The sequence below is a fragment of the Ruminococcus albus 7 = DSM 20455 genome, from assembly GCF_000179635.2.
Classification (GTDB): Bacteria; Bacillota; Clostridia; order Oscillospirales; family Ruminococcaceae; genus Hominimerdicola; species Hominimerdicola alba.
Map to the genome: position 1 here is coordinate 1,290,604 of NC_014833.1, position 19,592 is coordinate 1,310,195.

19 protein-coding genes and 1 pseudogene are annotated in these 19,592 nt (G+C 40.3%); 16 read left to right on the top strand and 4 right to left on the bottom strand.

The window, feature by feature from the left end:
- Positions 1-255: 255 nt before the first annotated feature.
- From RUMAL_RS05650 to RUMAL_RS05660, 3 genes are all read left to right on the top strand, one after another.
- Positions 256-1,299, top strand: coding sequence for a helix-turn-helix transcriptional regulator (locus RUMAL_RS05650; protein WP_013497815.1), 1,044 nt, complete (start codon positions 256-258; stop codon positions 1,297-1,299).
- Positions 1,300-1,409: 110 nt separating this feature from the next.
- The gene (locus RUMAL_RS05655; protein WP_013497816.1) at positions 1,410-2,378 is read left to right on the top strand and encodes a leucine-rich repeat domain-containing protein; all 969 of its coding nucleotides are present in this window, start codon (positions 1,410-1,412) and stop codon (positions 2,376-2,378) included.
- 125 nt (positions 2,379-2,503) lie between these two features.
- Positions 2,504-3,304: a hypothetical protein gene (locus RUMAL_RS05660; RefSeq protein WP_013497817.1), complete on the top strand. Its 801-nt coding sequence runs from the start codon at positions 2,504-2,506 to the stop codon at positions 3,302-3,304.
- A 34-nt stretch (positions 3,305-3,338) separates the two neighbouring features.
- Here the strand turns inward: RUMAL_RS05660 and RUMAL_RS05665 are convergent, their stop codons facing one another.
- On the bottom strand, positions 3,339-4,214 hold the full coding sequence (locus tag RUMAL_RS05665; RefSeq protein WP_013483548.1) for an IS1595 family transposase: 876 nt from the start codon (positions 4,212-4,214) through the stop codon (positions 3,339-3,341).
- Positions 4,215-4,501: 287 nt separating this feature from the next.
- Here RUMAL_RS05665 and RUMAL_RS05670 point away from each other — a divergent pair, with 287 nt between their 5' ends.
- The 3 genes from RUMAL_RS05670 to RUMAL_RS20610 are packed head-to-tail and all read left to right on the top strand — an operon-like array spanning position 4,502 to position 6,285.
- On the top strand, positions 4,502-4,999 hold the full coding sequence (locus RUMAL_RS05670; RefSeq protein WP_050793265.1) for a YqiA/YcfP family alpha/beta fold hydrolase: 498 nt from the start codon (positions 4,502-4,504) through the stop codon (positions 4,997-4,999).
- A gap of 2 nt (positions 5,000-5,001) precedes the next feature.
- Entirely contained in the window at positions 5,002-5,331 is a 330-nt protein-coding gene (locus tag RUMAL_RS05675; RefSeq protein WP_013497818.1) for a hypothetical protein, read from the top strand.
- A gap of 15 nt (positions 5,332-5,346) precedes the next feature.
- Complete coding sequence (locus tag RUMAL_RS20610; RefSeq protein WP_013497819.1) at positions 5,347-6,285, top strand: protein-tyrosine phosphatase family protein; 939 nt, start codon at positions 5,347-5,349, stop codon at positions 6,283-6,285.
- A gap of 126 nt (positions 6,286-6,411) precedes the next feature.
- Here RUMAL_RS20610 and RUMAL_RS05690 read toward each other — a convergent pair whose 3' ends face one another.
- Positions 6,412-6,585, bottom strand: coding sequence for a helix-turn-helix domain-containing protein (locus RUMAL_RS05690; RefSeq protein ID WP_013497820.1), 174 nt, complete (start codon positions 6,583-6,585; stop codon positions 6,412-6,414).
- A gap of 261 nt (positions 6,586-6,846) precedes the next feature.
- Between RUMAL_RS05690 and RUMAL_RS05695 the strand changes: the two genes are divergently transcribed.
- Genes RUMAL_RS05695 through RUMAL_RS05720 form a run of 6 tightly spaced genes read left to right on the top strand, consistent with a single transcriptional unit; the run spans position 6,847 to position 11,239 of the window.
- Entirely contained in the window at positions 6,847-7,794 is a 948-nt protein-coding gene (locus RUMAL_RS05695) for a YqaJ viral recombinase family nuclease (RefSeq protein ID WP_013497822.1), read from the top strand.
- Positions 7,791-8,327 carry a Rad52/Rad22 family DNA repair protein gene (locus RUMAL_RS05700; RefSeq protein ID WP_013497823.1) on the top strand — a complete coding sequence of 179 codons (537 nt, stop codon included), beginning with the start codon at positions 7,791-7,793 and terminating at the stop codon, positions 8,325-8,327. Before RUMAL_RS05695 ends, RUMAL_RS05700 begins: the two co-directional genes overlap by 4 nt.
- A 55-nt stretch (positions 8,328-8,382) precedes the next feature.
- Entirely contained in the window at positions 8,383-9,501 is a 1,119-nt protein-coding gene (locus tag RUMAL_RS05705; RefSeq protein WP_013497824.1) for an amidoligase family protein, read from the top strand.
- Between the two features lies 1 nt (position 9,502).
- Positions 9,503-10,471 carry a glucosamine--fructose-6-phosphate aminotransferase gene (locus tag RUMAL_RS05710; protein WP_013497825.1) on the top strand — a complete coding sequence of 323 codons (969 nt, stop codon included), beginning with the start codon at positions 9,503-9,505 and terminating at the stop codon, positions 10,469-10,471.
- Between the two features lie 19 nt (positions 10,472-10,490).
- A complete protein-coding gene (locus RUMAL_RS05715) occupies positions 10,491-10,805 on the top strand; it encodes a DUF960 family protein (protein ID WP_013497826.1) in 315 nt (104 codons plus the stop codon).
- A gap of 38 nt (positions 10,806-10,843) precedes the next feature.
- A complete protein-coding gene (locus tag RUMAL_RS05720; RefSeq protein WP_013497827.1) occupies positions 10,844-11,239 on the top strand; it encodes a hypothetical protein in 396 nt (131 codons plus the stop codon).
- Between the two features lie 109 nt (positions 11,240-11,348).
- Here RUMAL_RS05720 and RUMAL_RS05725 read toward each other — a convergent pair whose 3' ends face one another.
- Positions 11,349-12,290, bottom strand: a complete 942-nt coding sequence (locus RUMAL_RS05725) for a hypothetical protein (protein ID WP_013497828.1) — start codon at positions 12,288-12,290, stop codon at positions 11,349-11,351.
- Between the two features lie 103 nt (positions 12,291-12,393).
- Here RUMAL_RS05725 and RUMAL_RS05730 point away from each other — a divergent pair.
- Positions 12,394-12,815: pseudogene (locus tag RUMAL_RS05730) on the top strand (transposase); the annotation flags it as partial.
- Between the two features lie 199 nt (positions 12,816-13,014).
- Here the strand turns inward: RUMAL_RS05730 and RUMAL_RS21705 are convergent.
- A complete protein-coding gene (locus tag RUMAL_RS21705; protein ID WP_013497830.1) occupies positions 13,015-13,734 on the bottom strand; it encodes a hypothetical protein in 720 nt (239 codons plus the stop codon).
- Between the two features lie 681 nt (positions 13,735-14,415).
- Here RUMAL_RS21705 and RUMAL_RS05745 point away from each other — a divergent pair.
- From RUMAL_RS05745 to cas8c, 3 genes are all read left to right on the top strand, one after another.
- Positions 14,416-16,764: a CRISPR-associated helicase/endonuclease Cas3 gene (locus tag RUMAL_RS05745; protein WP_013497831.1), complete on the top strand. Its 2,349-nt coding sequence runs from the start codon at positions 14,416-14,418 to the stop codon at positions 16,762-16,764.
- A 253-nt stretch (positions 16,765-17,017) separates the two neighbouring features.
- Positions 17,018-17,767 carry a type I-C CRISPR-associated protein Cas5c gene (gene cas5c, locus RUMAL_RS05750; protein WP_013497832.1) on the top strand — a complete coding sequence of 250 codons (750 nt, stop codon included), beginning with the start codon at positions 17,018-17,020 and terminating at the stop codon, positions 17,765-17,767.
- Complete coding sequence (cas8c, locus tag RUMAL_RS05755; RefSeq protein ID WP_013497833.1) at positions 17,751-19,592, top strand: type I-C CRISPR-associated protein Cas8c/Csd1; 1,842 nt, start codon at positions 17,751-17,753, stop codon at positions 19,590-19,592. Before cas5c ends, cas8c begins: the two co-directional genes overlap by 17 nt.

Below are 19,592 nucleotides of genomic sequence, written 5' to 3' on the forward strand. Positions count from 1 at the left end.
ATAGTAACGACAGTTGCAATCGATTTTATAAGCGGGTCAGAGAAAGTTGTAATAATTATCTGCGTATTAAACAAACAGACCTTGATAATTATGTGTATTATTCACATAGAATATCGGTCATGGGGTATCTTCCCGCTTGTTTTTATTCGAGTAAGATCATTCAACTAACATGAGTAAAATTCTCCCTATGTTCCTATTGATTAAGATATTGAGATGTGCTATAATATACCCATAAATTCGGGAGGAGGAATAACGATGGCAGTTAATGAGCCCAAGAAACTTGCGATAATATACATACTGAAAGCCCTTGAAAGCCACAGCAGTCCTGAAAAAAGGTATTCACAGCAGCAGATAATTGATCTGGTGTACGATGAATACGGTATGAAGCTTGACCGCAAGACCATACGACATAATCTATCCATGCTTATCGAAGCAGGTTTTCCGCTGAAATATGAGGAATATCACCGCACAAATAAGGACGGCCAGCAAGAAAATATACTGACCAACTGGTACTACGATCATGAACGTAAGTGGGACGAAAGTGAGCTGAAGGTCATGATCGACAGTCTGCTTTTTTCAAACTATCTTCCTCCGAAACAGTGTCATGAGCTGGTGAAAAAGATTGCTGAGCTTGGAGATGAGGGATCTCAAAAACATCTGGCTAATTCTTTTGGTACTGTGCAGCAGCGTCCTGTGAATAAGTCACTGTTCTACAATATCTCCGTTCTCAGTGAAGCGATAGCTGCCAGGAAAAAGGTGACATTCCACTACTGCGACTACGACACAGATCTGAAGCTGCATCCCCGTGCTGACAGTGAAGGCAGTACTAAGCTTTACACCATAAGCCCGTACAAGCTGCTTTCAATGAATGGGAGATACTATATGCTTGGTAAGAACGATACCCATGATGACATCAGTACATTCCGTATCGACAGGATAAAAGATATAGAGATGACCAGGATAAATGCTGTATCTGTGCGTGTGATCAAGGGGCTTGAAAACGGTATCGACCTCGCAGAGTTCACCGCCGAACACCCGAATATGTGGGGCGGTGATGTATGCACCTGTACGTTCATCTGCCCGAGATATATTATGGATGATATAGTTGACTGGTTCGGCAGCAGGGCAAATATCCGTCAGCTCGAAAATGATATGCTGGAGATACGTGTGCGTATCAGCGAGAGTGCTATGAAGCACTGGGCGATACAGTATGCTGACTGTGTCGAGGTGATATCTCCGAAGCGCGTGAGGGAAGATATTGCCGTAACTCTGAGAGAAGCGGCAGAGAGATATAAGTGAGAAATTGATATCAACTACACCGCCGCTTTTTTACCCATCTTATATGTTATACTATATACCGAAGATGAAAAAGCTTCGGTATATTTTTTATCATTGAAAGGAGCGCACATATGGGATTTATTATCAACGGAGATTTCCTCGAAAAGTACACCAAAGAAGAGGGCGTGACAAGGGCGGTCATTCCCGAGGGCGTTAAGGACATCAGGTATCATGCTTTCGATGATCGTGACGAACTTACTTCCATTCATATCCCCAACAGCCTCTACCCCTGGGAAGAAGGCGAAATTAATTTTGGTCTGTGGAACTGCGACGAGCTTGTTGAGATAACTGCAAACGAAGATAATCCCAACTATGTAAGCGTGAACGGCGTTCTGTACAGCAGGGACATGACCGCGCTGATACGCTGTCCGAACGCTATCGATACGAAACGATTCGTGATACCAGATACGGTGATCGATATACTTGATGACGCTCTCGCAGGGTGCTATAACATCGAGGAGATCGTCATTCCGTCTTCGGTAAAGCTGATCTGTCCCGGTGCCTTTACTGATTGTTCTTCATTAAAAAAGGTAGTGTTCCCGAAATATATGCCCTTTTCTATCAACGACGATATGTTCATGTTTTGTACTGCTCTGGAAGAGATAACCATTCCCGCAGGAGTTACTTCATTATATACGCAGGTCTTTAACGGCTGTACATCGCTGAAAAAGATCACCATTGGAAAAGATGTGGAAGATTTCGACGATCTTTCATTAAGTGCGCCTGCTCTTGAAGAGTTTGAAGTTGACCTGTTCAACCAGCACTACACCAGCAGTGACGGCCTTCTTTACAATAATGAAAAGACTATCCTGCTGAGATGCCCCGTGGAAAAAAGCGGTGATATCATCATTCCCGAAAGCGTCACGCAGATAGGTGATGAGCATTCATTCGGTGGATTTGTTGGCTGCCGCAAGGTGAAGACTATCTACGTGCCCGCAAGTGTGAAGCGTATCCTAAATGATGCTTTCAGAGACTGCTCTGCAAAAGTGACCTACGAAGACAAGGATTCCATTGAGTTTTTTAAGGCGGAGAGGTTTTGATATTTAAAATTTGTTATATATTTGAATTTGTTTATTTACGTTGACTTTTGTTTGCGGGTATGGTATAATAGGGTTATAGCTTAGGCCTTGGACGTAGAGTTTGAAATATGAATGGAGGGATTATAATGGATACCCATGAGAAAAATCGTATTATCTTTAATGAAGCAAAAAAATACTTGGAGCAAAATGCAAATTCGTTGAAATATCAGCAATACTTTATTATGCCTAAAACTGATACATTAGAAGAAGCATTCGAAGTAGCTGTTAGTTCCGTCAGAGATATTACCGTTATTAGTGGTGTTATACATTATAACGAAAACTATTCAATAATCAAGGAATGCCTATTTGATTTTGATTATAAGAAAGTTCTTAATCAATACGGCTCTGGAAAAGACGAACGCTATCAAAAGCTTTATAGACTTTTTCGTGACAAAATAATTTCAGACGGAGAAGATACCCCAAATAATTCTTGGTGTAAATTTGCAAGAAACATATGTGGAGTAGCAGACTATCTTTCTAACTTTAATTCCATTGAAGAATTGCTTTGCTATTTAAATCAACCCAATAATACTGATGAAAGAATACAGCTTGCGAAAGAAATCGTTTCTCGAAATATTTTTCTTTGGAAATTTAAAATGGTATGTAATTGGTTAAAAGACATTGGAGCAAATGGTTTTGCAAAACCTGATAATGTTTTAACTTATATTATGACAGGACTTAAATTAGCAGATGATAATGACGAATCTGTATTTAAGGCAGTGAATTTAATGGCTGAAGATACAAATACATCTGTTTTTATTATAGATAGAGTTCTTTGGCTTATAGGAACAAGTGATGCATCTGTAATAAAGGAGATTGAAAGAAAAAGAGGAAGTAATAAAGAAGATTTTGTTAAAATTGTGTTGAGCAAGATAAACGATAATTAATTATGGTTATCCCTTTAACACACCACAAGTAAGATCACTGCACCAAAGCAGCCAAAAGCCTTAAATACGCACTGTTTCCCAGCTTACGACGGTTGAATTTGTAGCAGTATTCGGCAGCATATAACGCTGTGTGGATCTTTTCGTTTCCGTGGTAAGTTCCCATGATCATTGCTTTGAAGTTTGATATAACTTTATGCATCCAGTTCAGCTGACCGCTTGTCGGATCATATGTTTCAAAAACATGGAAGTATTTCTGTGCCAACGGTTTCTTGTAACTTCGAGCATTATCACTCTCGATCTTCGAGCCTGCGCGGATATTATCCCTGGCAAATCTACCAACAGTTATACCCTTTAAATTCGGCACATCGCTCATTTTAACGTACTCGGGATTTCCTGCTGCGTTCTTTGACAAAGCTACTATCATCTTGACTTTTTCAGTTCCTCTGCCACGCTTTTTACCGTGAGTCGGAGCACCGAGATACGTGTCATCAAGTTCAACGATCCCGTCAAGCAAATAGCGTTCTTCACGGCATTTCATAGCTTTTCTGATGCGATGAAGGATGTACCATGCAGTCTTGTAGGTCACCCCCAAAGACCTCATCAGCGTAACAGCAGAAACGCTGCATTTGTTGCTCATAATGAGGAATGCGGTGACTATCCACAGTCTGAGCGGAATATGTGTTCTGTGCATAAAAGTTCCGTTTGTGGCGGATATATCTGCTTTACAGAACTTGCATCGCAGCAGATGGCGTGACCTTATCCTGCGGTACTCAGAGCCACCGCAAAACGGGCAGGCAAAACCCTTTTCAAAGCGGATATCAAGCAGAAAATCCTTGCAAAAGCTTTCATCTGCGAACTTTGAGTATATCCCATCAAGTGTGATCTCAGGTTTCGGAAATCTTTTTGACATAGCGACAGCTCCCTTCGGTTTCTGTCACTATTATACTATATTTTCTGAGTTTTGAGGTCTGTTTATTTGGACAGCATTGTAAATTATCTGTGGTGTGTTAAAGGGATAACCATGTAATTAATTATAAGGTATAAAGAATTTATAAGTTAAAGGGAACAGACAATTTGCTGTTCCCTGATTTTTTTAGAGCAAACACACCGCCGCTTTTCTCCCCATCCCATATGATATACTATATACCGAAGCCGAAAATGCTTCGGTATATTTTTCACCCGAAAGGAGCAAAAATCATGCGTATACTTAATATCCACGGCTACAACGGAAGCCCCGAGAACAGCGCTTATAAGGCGCTTGCAAAACTTGGTCACGAGATCATTTCACCCGCTTTTGACTATGAAAACGAGTCGCCCGACGATATCATGGGCAGGCTTAGCAGGTTCGCCGATGACGAGCAGCCAGATATCATTGTCGGCACAAGTCTGGGAGGTTTTTATGCGGCGGCGCTGTCCGTGAAAAGTGATCTCCCCGTGATACTGGTGAATCCGTTCCTCATGGCTTTTCTGGCTTTTCCCGAGTATACAAAATACATGATAGGACTGTTCGGTGAGTTTTCAAAGCTCAAAAGCGAAAAAGTCAGCTGTATCGTAGGTTCGCAGGATGAAGTGCTGGGAGATCACACGTTCACCAAAGATCTTCTGAATTATCAACGTTTTCGCATCATCGAGGGCGGCGGACATTCGGGTGCTACGCTTCCTCTGGATGAATATTTCAGTGAGGTGATCAAATAACCTTGAAAAAAGGAGTGTTCTGGCTGATAAACGGCGAACTGCTGACTTTCCCTTTTGACGGAAAATACCCCGAGGGCACAGCAAAGTCGGGGGACACTTACAATCATCAAAAACTGTGGGAAATAATCCGACCCAAGGACTGTAAAAAGCTTTTTGACTATTACCCGCGGGGCAGAGTTGACATTTCAAACAAAGGCAAAGCTGTGATCTATATGAGCGTGCATATCGGCGAAGAGTTTGTTCCGAAGATAAAGTCAGCCTTTGAGATTTCGGGCGATGCCGTTATCAGATATGACCACTGCAGACATTATATGTGCTATCTCGACAGGTGAATTGAGGAGGATAATATGAACGTGACCATACTTTCCCGCAAGCAGGCAGAAGAACTTATCGCCGATGGCAGATTTCCCGAAAACAGCGCTGTTATTAGCTTTTACGATCCTCAGGAATATGCAACCGATGGTTACAGCCGTGTAGATTTCAGCCGCATAAATACAGAAGTTTTCTATGTTGAAGCCCCCGATATCGACTGGGATAGTTTTGAAAATATATCACCCGCTGAAGTCAGACTGATAAAAGATATTTCCGAACTTGCAGACTTTATCTATGCTGCATTTGATCAAGATAAAAATATTATCTGCCAATGCGATTTCGGTCAAAGCCGAAGCGCAGGCTGTGCTGCCGCGATAATGGAACATTTTAATTCGTCAGGCAAAACCATATTTGAGGATAGAAAATATTTTCCGAACCAGATGATATTCGCCGAAGTTTTACATGCGCTGATACGAAAGAAACGAGAAATGAAAGGAAATAAAGCTCAGATGAAAGTATATATCTATTCCCGTGAACAAGCCGAGAAAATGATAGCAGAAAATCGGTTCCCGACAAATACCGCTGTTATCAGTTTTTACGATCCTGCCATTAAGCACATCAACAAGAATTACACCCATATCGATTACAGCGGAGTCTGCGATATGGTATTTTACAGCGAACTTGATGACCTGGATATCGATGTGCTTGGCAACAAGGGTTATACTTTTGAGAGCTATTTTTCCGAAGCCGATGACATGGCTGCGTTTGTTAAAAAAGCTTTCGAGTGCGGGCGGGATATCGTCTGCCAGTGCGAATATGGTCAAAGCCGAAGCGCAGGCTGTGCTGCGGCTATTCTGGAACATTTCTATCATACTGGCATAACAGTGTTTGCGGATTATGCGCGGTTCCCTAATCAGCTGGTGTTCAATAAGCTGTTTGAGGCGTTGGAAAAGACAGAAAAGGGAGTTATATAACAAAAGAATTCCTTGATCAGACAGAATACTATCTCACTGCGAATATAGATTTCAGTTCATATATGGAATAATTGGCCGGCTTAACAGCAATACGATCAAAAGTGACCGTATTGCTGTTTTTTTTGCCTATCTTCTCATAATAAAATCAATAACACTATACTTATATATCCTCCACCTGTTGCCGATCTTGAATCCCTCCAGCTCACCTGAATGAAGATATTTCAGCATAGAATTTTTCCCAATTTTAAGAAGCTGCATACACTCCTTGGGGGTAAGGATATCAGGTACTTTTTCAAACATGATAAAACTCCTTTCGCATGAAAAATGTTGGTTTAAAACGGTTTGTTATGTGTTATTTAAGTGTTCAATAAACTGTACACTATTAAAATCGCATAACGAGTTTTTACAGCTATACATTATCCTTTTGTAAACCATTGGTTTAACTGAAAAGGAGGTTTTAATAATGAAAACAAAAGGTATCATGATGCTGATCGGTTCGGTGCTGATGAATATAACAGGCAGACTGATCATCAACGCAGTAAAGAAGAAGGTGAGATGAACATGAATGCAAAAGTATTTGCAGACACATCTTCAATGAGCCGTGAGGAGTGGCTGAAATACCGTACAATGGGTATAGGCGGCTCGGACGTTTCTGTTATCGCAGGGATAAATCCCTATCGTTCGGTTTTCCAGCTGTGGCTGGAAAAGACAGGTCAGACCGAGCCATGCGAAAGCGGCAACGAGTGTACACATTTTGGTACAGTTCTTGAACCCATAGTAAAGCAGGAATTTACCGAAAGAACAGGTATAGCAGTAGCTGAGCCTAAGTACATCTTTCAGCACCCCGACTATCCCTTCATGTTCGCAAACCTTGACGGTGTAGTCAACGTTGACGGAGAAGACTGTATCTTTGAAGCAAAGACAGCATCAGCCTACAAACAGAACGAGTGGAACACAGGCGTACCGCCCGAGTATATGCTGCAGATACAGCACTATATGGCGGTGACAGGACTGAAGAAGACCTACATAGCCGCTCTTATCGGCGGTAATCATTTCGTGTATAAGACAGTTGAGCGTGACGATGAGATGATCGCTGAGATCATCGAAATGGAACGCAGATTCTGGGAAGAAAATGTCCTTGGCGGTGAAGAGCCTTTACCCGACGGCTCCGAGGGTACAACATCATGGCTGAGCGAACACTATTCCGAAAGCAACGGTGAGAGCATCGAACTCCCAGAAGAAACTGTTTTTATTTGTGATGAGTATGAGGATATATCCGAACAGATAGAAGCACTGTCAGCCGAAAAGGATGCTCTCGGCAACCGCCTGAAAGCTATGCTCAAAAACAATGAGACAGGTCTGGCAGGGAAGTACAGGGTCAGCTGGAAAACAGTAAACTCCTCCCGCTTTGACAGCATAAGGTTCAAGGCAGAAAATCCCGAGCTGTACGGTAAATATGTAAAACATTCAAGCTCCCGCAGGTTCGGTATATCCGGAGGTGCTACATGAATAAACTGAGCATAAGACTTCTTCGTGCCGATGAGATCGAATGCCGTATAGGTACTATAAGCGATAAAGGACTGTCCCTGCTGCTTTACAAAGACGCTCGTGCAGATATGAAGATACTGGACGAGACCTTCGGTGTGCTGGGCTGGAAAAGATCTCACCAGAGTATAAACGGAAATCTCTACTGTACCATAGAACTATGGGACGAGGACAAAAAGCAGTGGATATCCAAACAGGACGTTGGTACAGAAAGCTATACCGAAAAGGAAAAAGGTCAGGCATCGGATAGCTTCAAAAGAGCCTGCTTTACTCTAGGCATAGGACGAGAATTGTATTCTGCACCTCATGTATGGGTGTCAGCGCAGAAATGCCGAATCCAGAGGCGCGGAGATAAGTTCGTCTGCTTTGATAAATTCTCTGTCGGACATATCGTGTACAACGATGACCGCGAGATAATCGGGCTCACGATAATCAATTCCGATACAGGTGAAGTGGTCTATAACGGCTACAAGAGATCACAGAAGAAAACAGCGTGAGTTATGCCCCTTGGCGATGATCGTCAAGGGGCTTTTTGTATTTGGAGGAACTTTTATGAATGAGATCTATGAGTGTGCAAACTGCGGATGCACCATTGAAAATGAGGAAGAACTTTATGAAGTTGAAGATGAGATAATATGTGAGGACTGCTTCAACGATGAAACATTTACCTGCAGTCACTGCGGAGAAAGATATTTCTACCGGAATTCTGTATCCGATGAAAATACAGCGATCTGCCAGAACTGCTATGATAACTACTACCGCCGCTGTGAACGCTGCGGGTGTATCATCCACGATGATAATGTGTACTGGGACGGTGATTATCCTTATTGCAGTGACTGCTACGATGAAGAAGAACAGTGCAGGCATATACATGATTACGGATACAAGCCTGTGCCTATATTCTACAGATGCAGTGACGAAGATGAAAATGTCCGCTGTTACGGCGTTGAACTTGAAATTGACAGGGGAGGGAAGGACGATGACAACGCAGATACCCTTGAAAGCATAGCAAACAGGGAAGAAGAGATCCTGTACATAAAATCGGACGGTTCTCTTGACGAGGGTATGGAGCTTGTAAGTCATCCCTGTTCTCTTTACTACCATAAATATGACTTCCCCTGGGCTGAGATAATGAAAAGAGCAGTGCGTCTTGGTTACAGGTCACATAACACAAGCACCTGCGGACTTCATGTACATATAGGCAGGTCAGCCCTTGGAAACACATACGAACGTCAGGAAGATGTCATAAGCAGGATATTGTTCTTCTTTGAAAGTCACTGGAACGAGCTGTTCAGATTCAGCAGACGTTCCGAAGAATCAGCCGAACACTGGGCGGCAAGACACGGATATGAAGACCACCCGAAGGAGATACTTGAAAAAGCCAAGAAGAGCAGCAAGGGCAGATATGCCTGCGTGAACATAACCAACATCAGCACAGTGGAGATAAGGCTGTTCAGAGGTACGCTGAAGTGGAATACCTTTATGGCATCTCTTGAACTTGTGGACGCTATATGCGAGAATGCGATACGCCATAGTGATGAAGAACTGCATAAGCAGTCATGGGCGGATTTTGTGATGAATATAAACAATGAAAATACTGAACTGATAAAGTACCTGAAAGAGAAAAGGCTCTATGTGAACGAGCCTGTTGAAACAGAGGAGGATAATTGATATGTGCGCTATATTTGGATTTGTGAACTACCGTCATGCAGTAAGCGGAAGGCATCTGAAAGAGTTGGTGAACAGGCTGGCAGTTGAATCGGAAGTAAGGGGAACGGATGCAACGGGAATAGCTTACATCAAAGAAAATGAGCTGAAAGTATACAAGAGACCGAAGCCTGCCCACAAGATGAGGTTCTATTTCCCCGAAGATACTACCATACTCACAGGTCACACCAGAATGACCACACAGGGCAATGCGAAATACAATTACAACAATCACCCCTTCACAGGACACACTGCGGAGGGTGATTTTGCGCTCTGTCACAATGGAGTTTTATTCAATGACGATATTCTTCAGAAGGATGAAGATCTGCCGAAGACACAGATAAAGACAGACACCTATGCGGCTGTACAGCTGATCGAAAAATACGGCAGTTTAAGCTTTGAGACTATTGCTAAGATGTGCGAGACAGTTAAAGGTAATTTCGTGTTCACCATTCTTAATGAGGACAATACGCTATATCTGGCAAAGGGAGATAATCCTCTTTGCATTGTACATTTCAAGCAGCTGGGGCTGTATGTGTATACCTCTACCAGAAAGATAATGGAGGAAGTGATAATGAACACATTCCTGAAAATATACAAGTTCGATTTTGTAACGTCAGAGGAAGGAGATATTATCCGCATAGACAAGAACGGCGTACTGACAAGGAGCAAATTTGAATTTGAGGACTATTTTGCACTTGAACGTCATTGGAATCATGCATCATACGGTCATCACTCTGATTATCTTTACGAGCTTTGCAATCTGTTCGGGCTGACGGTGGATGATATATCTCTGCTGTATGAAATGGGTTACTGCGATGAGGATATAGAGATGATGCTTGATGACAGGGAATATCTCAATATGTGTCTAGAAGAGGCTAAGGAATACTACGGAGACTGGCTTATGGAAGAAAGCTATGGTGTTAAGGTTTAGGGAAAGGAAGCAGATATTTATGGGTTACAGATTTGACGGAAACAAGTATATTACAAGCGGTATTGAAGCGGAGATACCGCTTGCCATACAGATAATGATGTTTGAAAGCCTTGCGTTAATGGAGCGCAAGGCTGGAGAACTGGACAGGTTACAGGTGTTCAGGCTGACTACAACAGAAAAAGACGGTACCTTCCTGCTTAACATAAGGCATGAACAGGAGATACCGGAAGCTTCGATGGATTTCTTTATGCCGGTGGATGCGGCGATCAATACTAAGGTCTATATTATTGATGATGTAGATCATGTTACTATGCTGCTGGCGGAGGAGTATTAGTTTCTATGTATTTTTATTTATGAAAGGCGTGATAAAAAATGGTAGTAATGAACCCAAAAGGTGAGGTAGTGATCGCTCACCATGGAAAAAAGGAACTCCGTGTAAAGTTTTGCAAAGACGGGATCAGAGCACGTTCAGAACTTGGTTACAAGTCCTTTTATCTGTACAATAAAGATATGTATATAAGATCGACAGATAAAGGATATGTCACTGAAAATATGCAGTTCGCACTTATAAGGATCGAGAGATTCCTGATAAATGCTATTAACGTGATCGGTGCCGGGTTTGAAGAAAATGCTATACCATCCGAATCTCATAAAGCAGCGGTTTTGCTTATGCAAAATGTAAGCGATACTAAAATGACTTCGATCGAAAGATGGGCTGACTTTGACAAAAAGGTTGAACGATTGGGCGGATGGTTTGGAAACTGGTAGAAAAAATACAGTGGCTGTTGTGGAAACAGCCACTGTAAAATACTAAAGTCTCGTACTATGAATCTGTAAAATGAGTAAGTTAAATTGTATACTCTTGAAAGAATGATTTTTACTGTTGAATCAGCTGATTCAGTAGTTCTTTGAATAAAATTCTCTTTTCTTCATTTTTTAAGACATTGTGTTCAATTTCTGAGCAAAACTTTTTATATGCTTCTGTATAATTCGAAAAGGGTTGAATGTTGTATTTATTGAAAAAAATTGAATAATCAGGATGTTCCTCTAATACATATGCCGCAATAAGGTTCAATTGAGGCATTCCGGACTCAAGAAGATTAAAAATATGCTTGATTTTTTCTTTTCCTATTATTTTCAAAAGTTTATATATAAGGTTACTCTGGAAGGTAGTATCACACATTGAGATTTCTTCTGAAAATGCATCATATATAGGGTTCATATTCAATTCTTGATTAAAGCTATGCTGTATGTTTTTTTTGAAAATTGATTCTATATCAGCTATAGAATTGATTTTGGAAAGATTAAAGCCTCGTTGCTTATATCTTGAATCTTCATGTGTGATCTTGGATTTAATGTAGTTCTTAACAGCCTGGAATGCATAATTATCTGATTTTTTTAGAAGATAACGATATGCATCCATAACACCAATCATTTCGGCCTCTATTTCATATGGTAAATATTTATAATTATTATCATAAAACTTTTTATTATTTTGAGAAGCTAAAAGACTAATTGCTATTTGGGGTTTTGCTGTACCTTCTTTTATATCGTAAAACTGTTTAACATGATGAAATTCATGAAAAATAGCAATGAGCGCAGCCACATAAACAGATTTATCATTTTCAAATTCAAGTTCAAGCGGATGTAAATAGATATCGACGTAGCGTTTTATTTTTTTGTTTTTATCTGGAATTTGAGTGGTAGTTTTACCTGGGATAAAAAATTTTTTGAATATGTGCATTCTGAATTTGAATTCTGTATTCTTAGATAGTTTTCTGCCTAATATCAAAAGTTCTATATATTGCAGACAATTCATTATGATCCCCTTTTCGTTTTTGTTGTATATATTATAGCTTTCTTTATGATTAATGTCAATGATTATAGAACATAAAAATCTATCTCTCAGGAATTCTAGTGAAAAAAAGCGTGGCAGAGGAACTAAAAAGTTAAGATAATCGTAGCTTTATCAAAGAATGCAGCAGAAATTCCAAAGAACATGAAAATGAACGATGTGCCGAATTTAAACGGTATTACGGTGGGAAGATTTGCCTGGGATAATATCTGCGCTGGTACTATGATTGAGAGCGATAATGCTCGAAGCTACAAGAAGCCGCTGGCACAGAAATACTTCCATGTTTTTGAAACATATGATCCGACAAGCGGTCAGCTGAACTGGATGCATAAAGTTATATCAAACTTCAAAGCAATGATTGTGGGGACTTACCACGGAAGCGAAAAGTTCCACACAGCGTTGTATTTTGCCGAATACTGCTATAAATTCAACCGCCGTAAGCTTGGAAACAGTGCGTATTTAAGGCTTTTGGCTGCTTTGGTTCAGTGATCTTACTTGTGGTGTGTTAAGGGGATAGCCATAATTTTTTATTATGGACAAATTATTATTAGACCATCAGAAGATAGATCTTTTTTCTGACATATAGAGCTATCTGTCAGACTGTCAGTATCCGGATCATGCATAAAAAATGCAGAGCCTAAGTTGCTCTGCATTGGGATGATATATTCAGTTTATAGTTGCTAAAAAATCAGATCTTATCTATTTTATTCAATGCTTTAATTACTATTTCAGGTATCTCGGCAGGTGGCTCAAATCTTTTATAAACATAGGCTATGTCAGACAACGCGCCTTCAAGATCATGCAGTTTTGCTTTCAGAAAACCTCTCACCCAGTAGTAAGAATACGGAAAGCAATGTTCATTTTCATCTTCAGCGATTATCCTTGTACATTCTCCGATTATATTCTCCGGTGTTTTTACCCTTTCAAACCAATCAAGCATAAAAGGAATATTTCTTCTGACAACCGCTTTGATCTTCTCAATATTTTCAGGCGTATCGTTGCCATATGCCTGAATGAAATACTTCTCTCTGAAAGCATGATGTTCTTCAATACTGTATGCGTCGGGGTTGCCGAAGTTATATCCGATATATGGCAAAGGAGAACCTCTATGATCTATTTTTACCGCCTTTTCAGTGCGGTGGTATACAAGTTTACCTGTTGTGTTCCAAGGCTTATAGTTGACCCCCAAAAAGCAGCTTTCCCAAGGAATAAAATCAAAATTGTATCCCCAATACAATGGACCACGAGGGCCTTTCAAGGGATAAAACATGACCACTTTACGGCAATGATCCTCCCATGGAGTGAACCAGAAATGTCCTTTTTCGCAGACTTTCACATCAAATTCTTCTTTAAGAACCTCACAAATAATATTATCCAGATTTGGTATCAGATTTAAATAGGTTTCCATAATTTCCCTCCTATAATCACTGATTCTAATGAGACCCAGACCGCTAGCTATTACACCTAAATTATATCACACCGCCCCCGAAAAAGCAATCTTTTTTCTGAGAGAGACAACCGCTGAAGCCAATGATATTATTAGATTTTTTACGGATAACCGCGGTTTAATCTAGTGTGATAATGCGGTTTGTATTCTGAGGAGTTTTAATTGTCACTTGCCGCTGCATTAACCACACTTTCTTATCTACAAAATGCACATCTATTTTAGATCACATTCATTGGTCCGATAGATCATGATATCGCCCTGTGGGTTTTCGGGAATTGGAATACCTCCCAATGAAATTCTGCACTATCGAAATTTGTTAGATTTATGAATTACAGCCATATGAATCGTATCAGCGATTTTTTCATAAAGCGCAGCATGGAACTTTTGGCAGTTATGGTTATCAATAAGGCTAATGTCAGGAAAAATATATTGACTTTGCACAATTTGCGTGATATAATATGCTTAACAATTATATTCTTGTCTAAACAAAGTTTAAATATATTTACACGAACCGGTTACTGTACAAATTTATTCCCCACAAATCCGATAACATATGATATAATAATATAGAAACACATAACACTTCAAGACGTCAGCTAGATAAGAAAACAAATATCAATAACTATTATTTGGAGGGAAGTCATGTATACTGCACATATCAGAGAAAATGACAAAGTGATACAAACTGTATCGGAGCACAGCCAAAATACTGCTTTACTAGCAGAACGATTTTTGACATCTTCAAATATAGGATCAGTTGGTTATCTTTGCGGGCTTCTTCATGATGCCGGAAAACTCTTAAAAGATTTCGACGACTACATAAATAAAAGAAACAAAATGACACGCGGCAGTATTGACCATGCTTATGCCGGTGCGAAGTATCTTATATCAATTGCAAGCAAAGATAAAGCAAATATTGCAGCTATAAGCATGGCACATACCATTGTTTCTCACCACGGTATACATGACTGGATAGACAATGACAACTACGATTATTTCAGCAAACGTATCTCATATGATAAAGGATATGATGAGATACTCAATAATCTGAATGAAATCATAGGCGATATAAATATAAATGACCTGTTTGAAAAAGCGACAAAAGAATGGTTTGATGTTGCAAAAATGATTCGTGGTTTTTCTAAAACAAAAGAAGAAAAAGAAGAAAAAATAGATAATACCAAGTTTTACTTCTATCTTGGAATGCTGGAACGTCTCATACAATCAGCACTGATCGACGCAGACAGAACAGATACCGCTGATTTTATGTCCGGTGTGGAAAGTGCGGAAGAAACCGACACTTCTCTTTTATGGGAACAAATGGATAGTCGTATGAACGAAAAGCTGAAAAGTTTTGAGAATAAAACCGATGCTATTTCATTGCAGCGAAGAAGTATATCCGACAGATGTGCTGCATTTGCTGACCATAAAGTTGGTGTCTGTCGACTTATCGTTCCTACAGGCGGCGGAAAAACACTTTCATCATTAAGATTTGCAATAAAGCAATGTAAAAACTACGGAATGAAAAAGATCTTCTATATTGCCCCGTTCATGTCGATACTTGAACAGAACAGTGATATCATAGGTGAACTTTCAGGAGAAGAAGATTTTCTGGAACATCATTCAAACATCATATCGGATATAGATAATGAAAATGAGCTGGAAAAATATCTGCTATATTCGGAACGCTGGACAAAGCCAGTTATTGCAACAACTATGGTACAGTTTCTGAACACGTTATTTTCAGCAAAAACTTCATCCGTCAGAAGAATGCACTGTCTTTGCAATTCGGTAATAATCATCGATGAAGTACAGTCTGTGCCGCTGAAATGTACTCACCTTTTCAGTCTAGCTGTAAATTTTCTGACAAAGATATGCGGTTGTTCCGTTGTACTTTGTTCGGCAACTCAGCCGACATTTGAGAGAAACGAACACAGTCTGATGCGTGATGAACGTGCAGATATGATAGAAAATTATGCAGAGGATTTTGAAGTATTTAAGAGAACCGAAATGATACCCGCCATGCAAAAATACGGCTACGACATAGAAGAAGCGACGCTTTTATGCGAGCAAAAGTTTGAAGAAAACGGCAATCTTCTGCTTATAGTTAACACAAAAAAACAGGCACGGGAAATGTACACGCGCTTAAAGGACAAGCTGGGAGAAAAAGCACATATCATACACCTCAGCACTAATATGTGCCCTGCCCACCGAAAAGAAAGTATAGATGATCTGAAAGAAAAGCTTGAACATGGAGTTCCTGTTGTATGTGTTACCACTCAGCTTATCGAGGCGGGTGTTGATATTTCTTTCAGCTGTGTTGTAAGGGCTTTGGCAGGACTCGATAATGCCGCACAGGCAGCAGGACGATGCAACAGAAATGGTGAGAAAGGAAGGATATGTCCTGTATATCTGATAAACTTCAAGAACGAACCTCTTGGAAATCTCACAGAGATCAAAACAGCGCAGGACATTTCACAACACGTTATCCGAAACAATGAGAATGCCGATCTGCTTTCGGTAGATATTCAAAGCAGTTATTTTGAACAACTGTTTTCACAAAATAAAGAAAAGCTGGACTATCCTGCTAATGGCACAACACTCCTTGAACTTCTGTCAACAAACAAGGGTAAAGCCGAAGCACATGACCTTAAACCTGATATGCTTTTGCAGGCATTCAAAACAGCAGGTAATATATTTGAAGTGATAGACAGTCACACCGAGAACGTGATAGTGCCTTATAATGATGAAGCAGAGTCGTTTATCAGCAGACTGAATGATGACCTTACCCCGCAAGAAGCAGCTGAGATACTTCGCAAAGCACAGAAATACACTGTCAGCGTTTATATGGGAACAAAAAAGGCGTTGGAAGAAAAAGGTGCGATACACATAACCAAGAATAATAATATTATCGTACTTGATAAGAGATTTTATAACAGCGAATTCGGAATTACTACCGAGGGCGCTGAACGGGAAACATTGATGTATTGATAAAAAACAATGCACCGCATAGGAAGAGACCCTATGCGGTGCGTTGAGACAATTAATGTAATTGATCTAATTTCAATCCACGCTAGTTTGTTTACTAACGACTTGATTATTATATCACATCAATAACACCAAATGTGTAAATAAAATATTAATTTCACAATACGCTCTTGACAAATCGAATATCATCGTTTATAATTTATCTAGAATGAATTTTTAATATAATTTATCTAGAAATAAAAAAGGAGGTCGAGTGATGAAAAAACACCGCAACACAGTAGAATTTTATGTTCATGGGAAATATGCACTTTTTTCCGATGTGCTGACCAGAGTAGGAGGCGAGAAATGCTCCTATACGATTCCCACCTATGAAGCCCTGAAAGGCATCCTGCAAAGTGTATATTTCAAGCCGACGATAACATGGTTCATTGACGAGGTGCGTATAATGAATCCCATCAAAACAGTGCGCAAGGGCATTCGTCCGATAAAGTATGACGGCGGAAACGATCTTGCATATTATACTTATCTAGAAGATGTCTGCTATCAGGTCAGAGCACACTTTGAGTGGAACATGAATCGTCCCGAACTTGAACAGGACAGGAACGAACACAAACACCACAACATTGCCAAACGAATGATAGAACGCGGCGGTAGACGCGACATTTTTTTAGGGACCAGAGAGTGTCAAGCCTACGTTGAACCCTGCGTTTTCGGCGAAGGTGAGGGCGCTTATGATAATGTCAGCATGGACATGGCATTCATGTACTACGGCATAATATATCCCGATGAAGCCGAAAAGGAAGAGGACAAGGGCTATATGACAGTATGTCTGTGGCAGCCGAAAATGAAAGACGGTATCATAGAATTTGTCCGCCCTTCCGAAATAGCCCCCGAACACAAACGGCATATCAAGAAGATGGAAATGAAGAAGTTTGGCAAAGAGCTGGATAATTTCACCGGACTTGAAGAATTTGAGGGAGGTGAGTTCGATGAGCTGGACGAATGAGTTGCTAGAAGTCTATAATAATGCAGTGAAGATAAAAGCTGAACCCAACAAACCAAAACTATTGCCAATTTCTCACACAATGGTCAAGGCTAATATCCATATTACGCTCACCGAGGACGGAGAATTGGATAATACAGGAATTAAAGAGATTACTTCAGAAGATGATGAAAATACTATAATTCCTGATACAGGAAAAGCCAAGACCGGTATATATCCACCGCCTTATCCGCTAAATGAATCCTTGCGTTATCTGGCAGGAGATTTCAATGAATATATTTCAGATAATATTAAAAGTAATGAGCGAAATCATCAAGATTACATTGAACAGCTGAAGGATTGGAAGGATTCGGAATATTCACACCCTGCGCTAAATGCGATATACACCTATATTACAAAGAACACTTTGATATATGATTGTATTTGCAACAATGTTTTGCTGCTCGATGATAAAACAGGAAAGCTGAAAGAAAAACAACTTGGCGTTAGCGTGGATAAATGCTTTGTCAGATTTTCTGTTCAATATGCAGATATGCAGCATGAACCGAGAACATGGAAAGATGAAACATTATATAATTCTTTTATTGATTACCTCAATAGCAATGCCGTTGAAAAACGTCTTTGTTATGCGACAGGTGATTATTTGCCAATAACATACACACACCCTTATGGTATCGTTAAGAGCAACGCTCGTGCAAAGCTGATATCCTCAAATGACGACAAAAACTATACTTATCGTGGGCGTTTTTCTACTAAAGAAGAAGCTTTCGCTGTAAGCTATGACTATTCTCAGAAAGTACACAACGCACTCAAATGGCTTATCGGAAGACAAAGTTTTTCTTTTGATTCACTTACGCTCGTTGTCTGGAACAGCGCCCTTGACTTTGTGCCAAACATCACGGAAAATGTCTGGGGTGATGTTGAAATTGAAGAATACAGCTCAAAACCTATATTTTCAGAAATGCTGCGCAAAAACATCTTGGGCGGCAAGGCGGAATTTGACCCCAATAGCAAGGTCATGGTAATGGGACTTGACGCGGCAACTACAGGCAGACTTTCGATATCAATGTATACCGAACTGGCAGAATCTGAATTTGCTAAATATTTAGAATTTTGGCACACCTCAACAGCATGGAAAAGAAAGAAATATATCAAAGATAAATATGAGTATATTTTGGATTCCTGCAGCTTACCGCAGATCGCAAACTGCCTTTACGGAACCGAACAGAACGGACGCCTGGAATGTGACAAGAAAGTATTGGGCGACACCATACTTCGACTGCTGCCCTGTGTTACTGAACGCCGAAAGCTGCCGCGGGATATAGTTCAAACCATATGCAATAAAGCATCGAACCCGCTTGCATTTGATAAAGAATACAACCACATGATGATCGTTGAAAATGCCTGTGCGCTGATACGCAAGGAATATTCAGACTATAATAAAGGAGAGATAAAAATGGCATACGACCCCACTTGTACCGACAGAAGCTATCTTTTCGGATGCCTGCTGGCTATTGCAGATAAGGCTGAAAGAGACACCTATGAAAAAGACGAGAAACGCATCACCAATGCCAGAAGATACTGGAACGCATTTTCATCAAGACCGTATCAGACATGGCAGATAATAGAAGAAAAAATCGAACCGTATCTTGAGAAAGATCCCCGGCTGATGACGAAATACACCAAACACATCAATGATATAATGGCGAAAATGTCTCCCGACACCTTTAAGGATAACAGCAAACTCTCGCCTTTGTATCTCATAGGCTTTCATCACTATAACACACTGCTTTGGAAAGGCAGCGAAGATAATAACAAGGAGGAATAA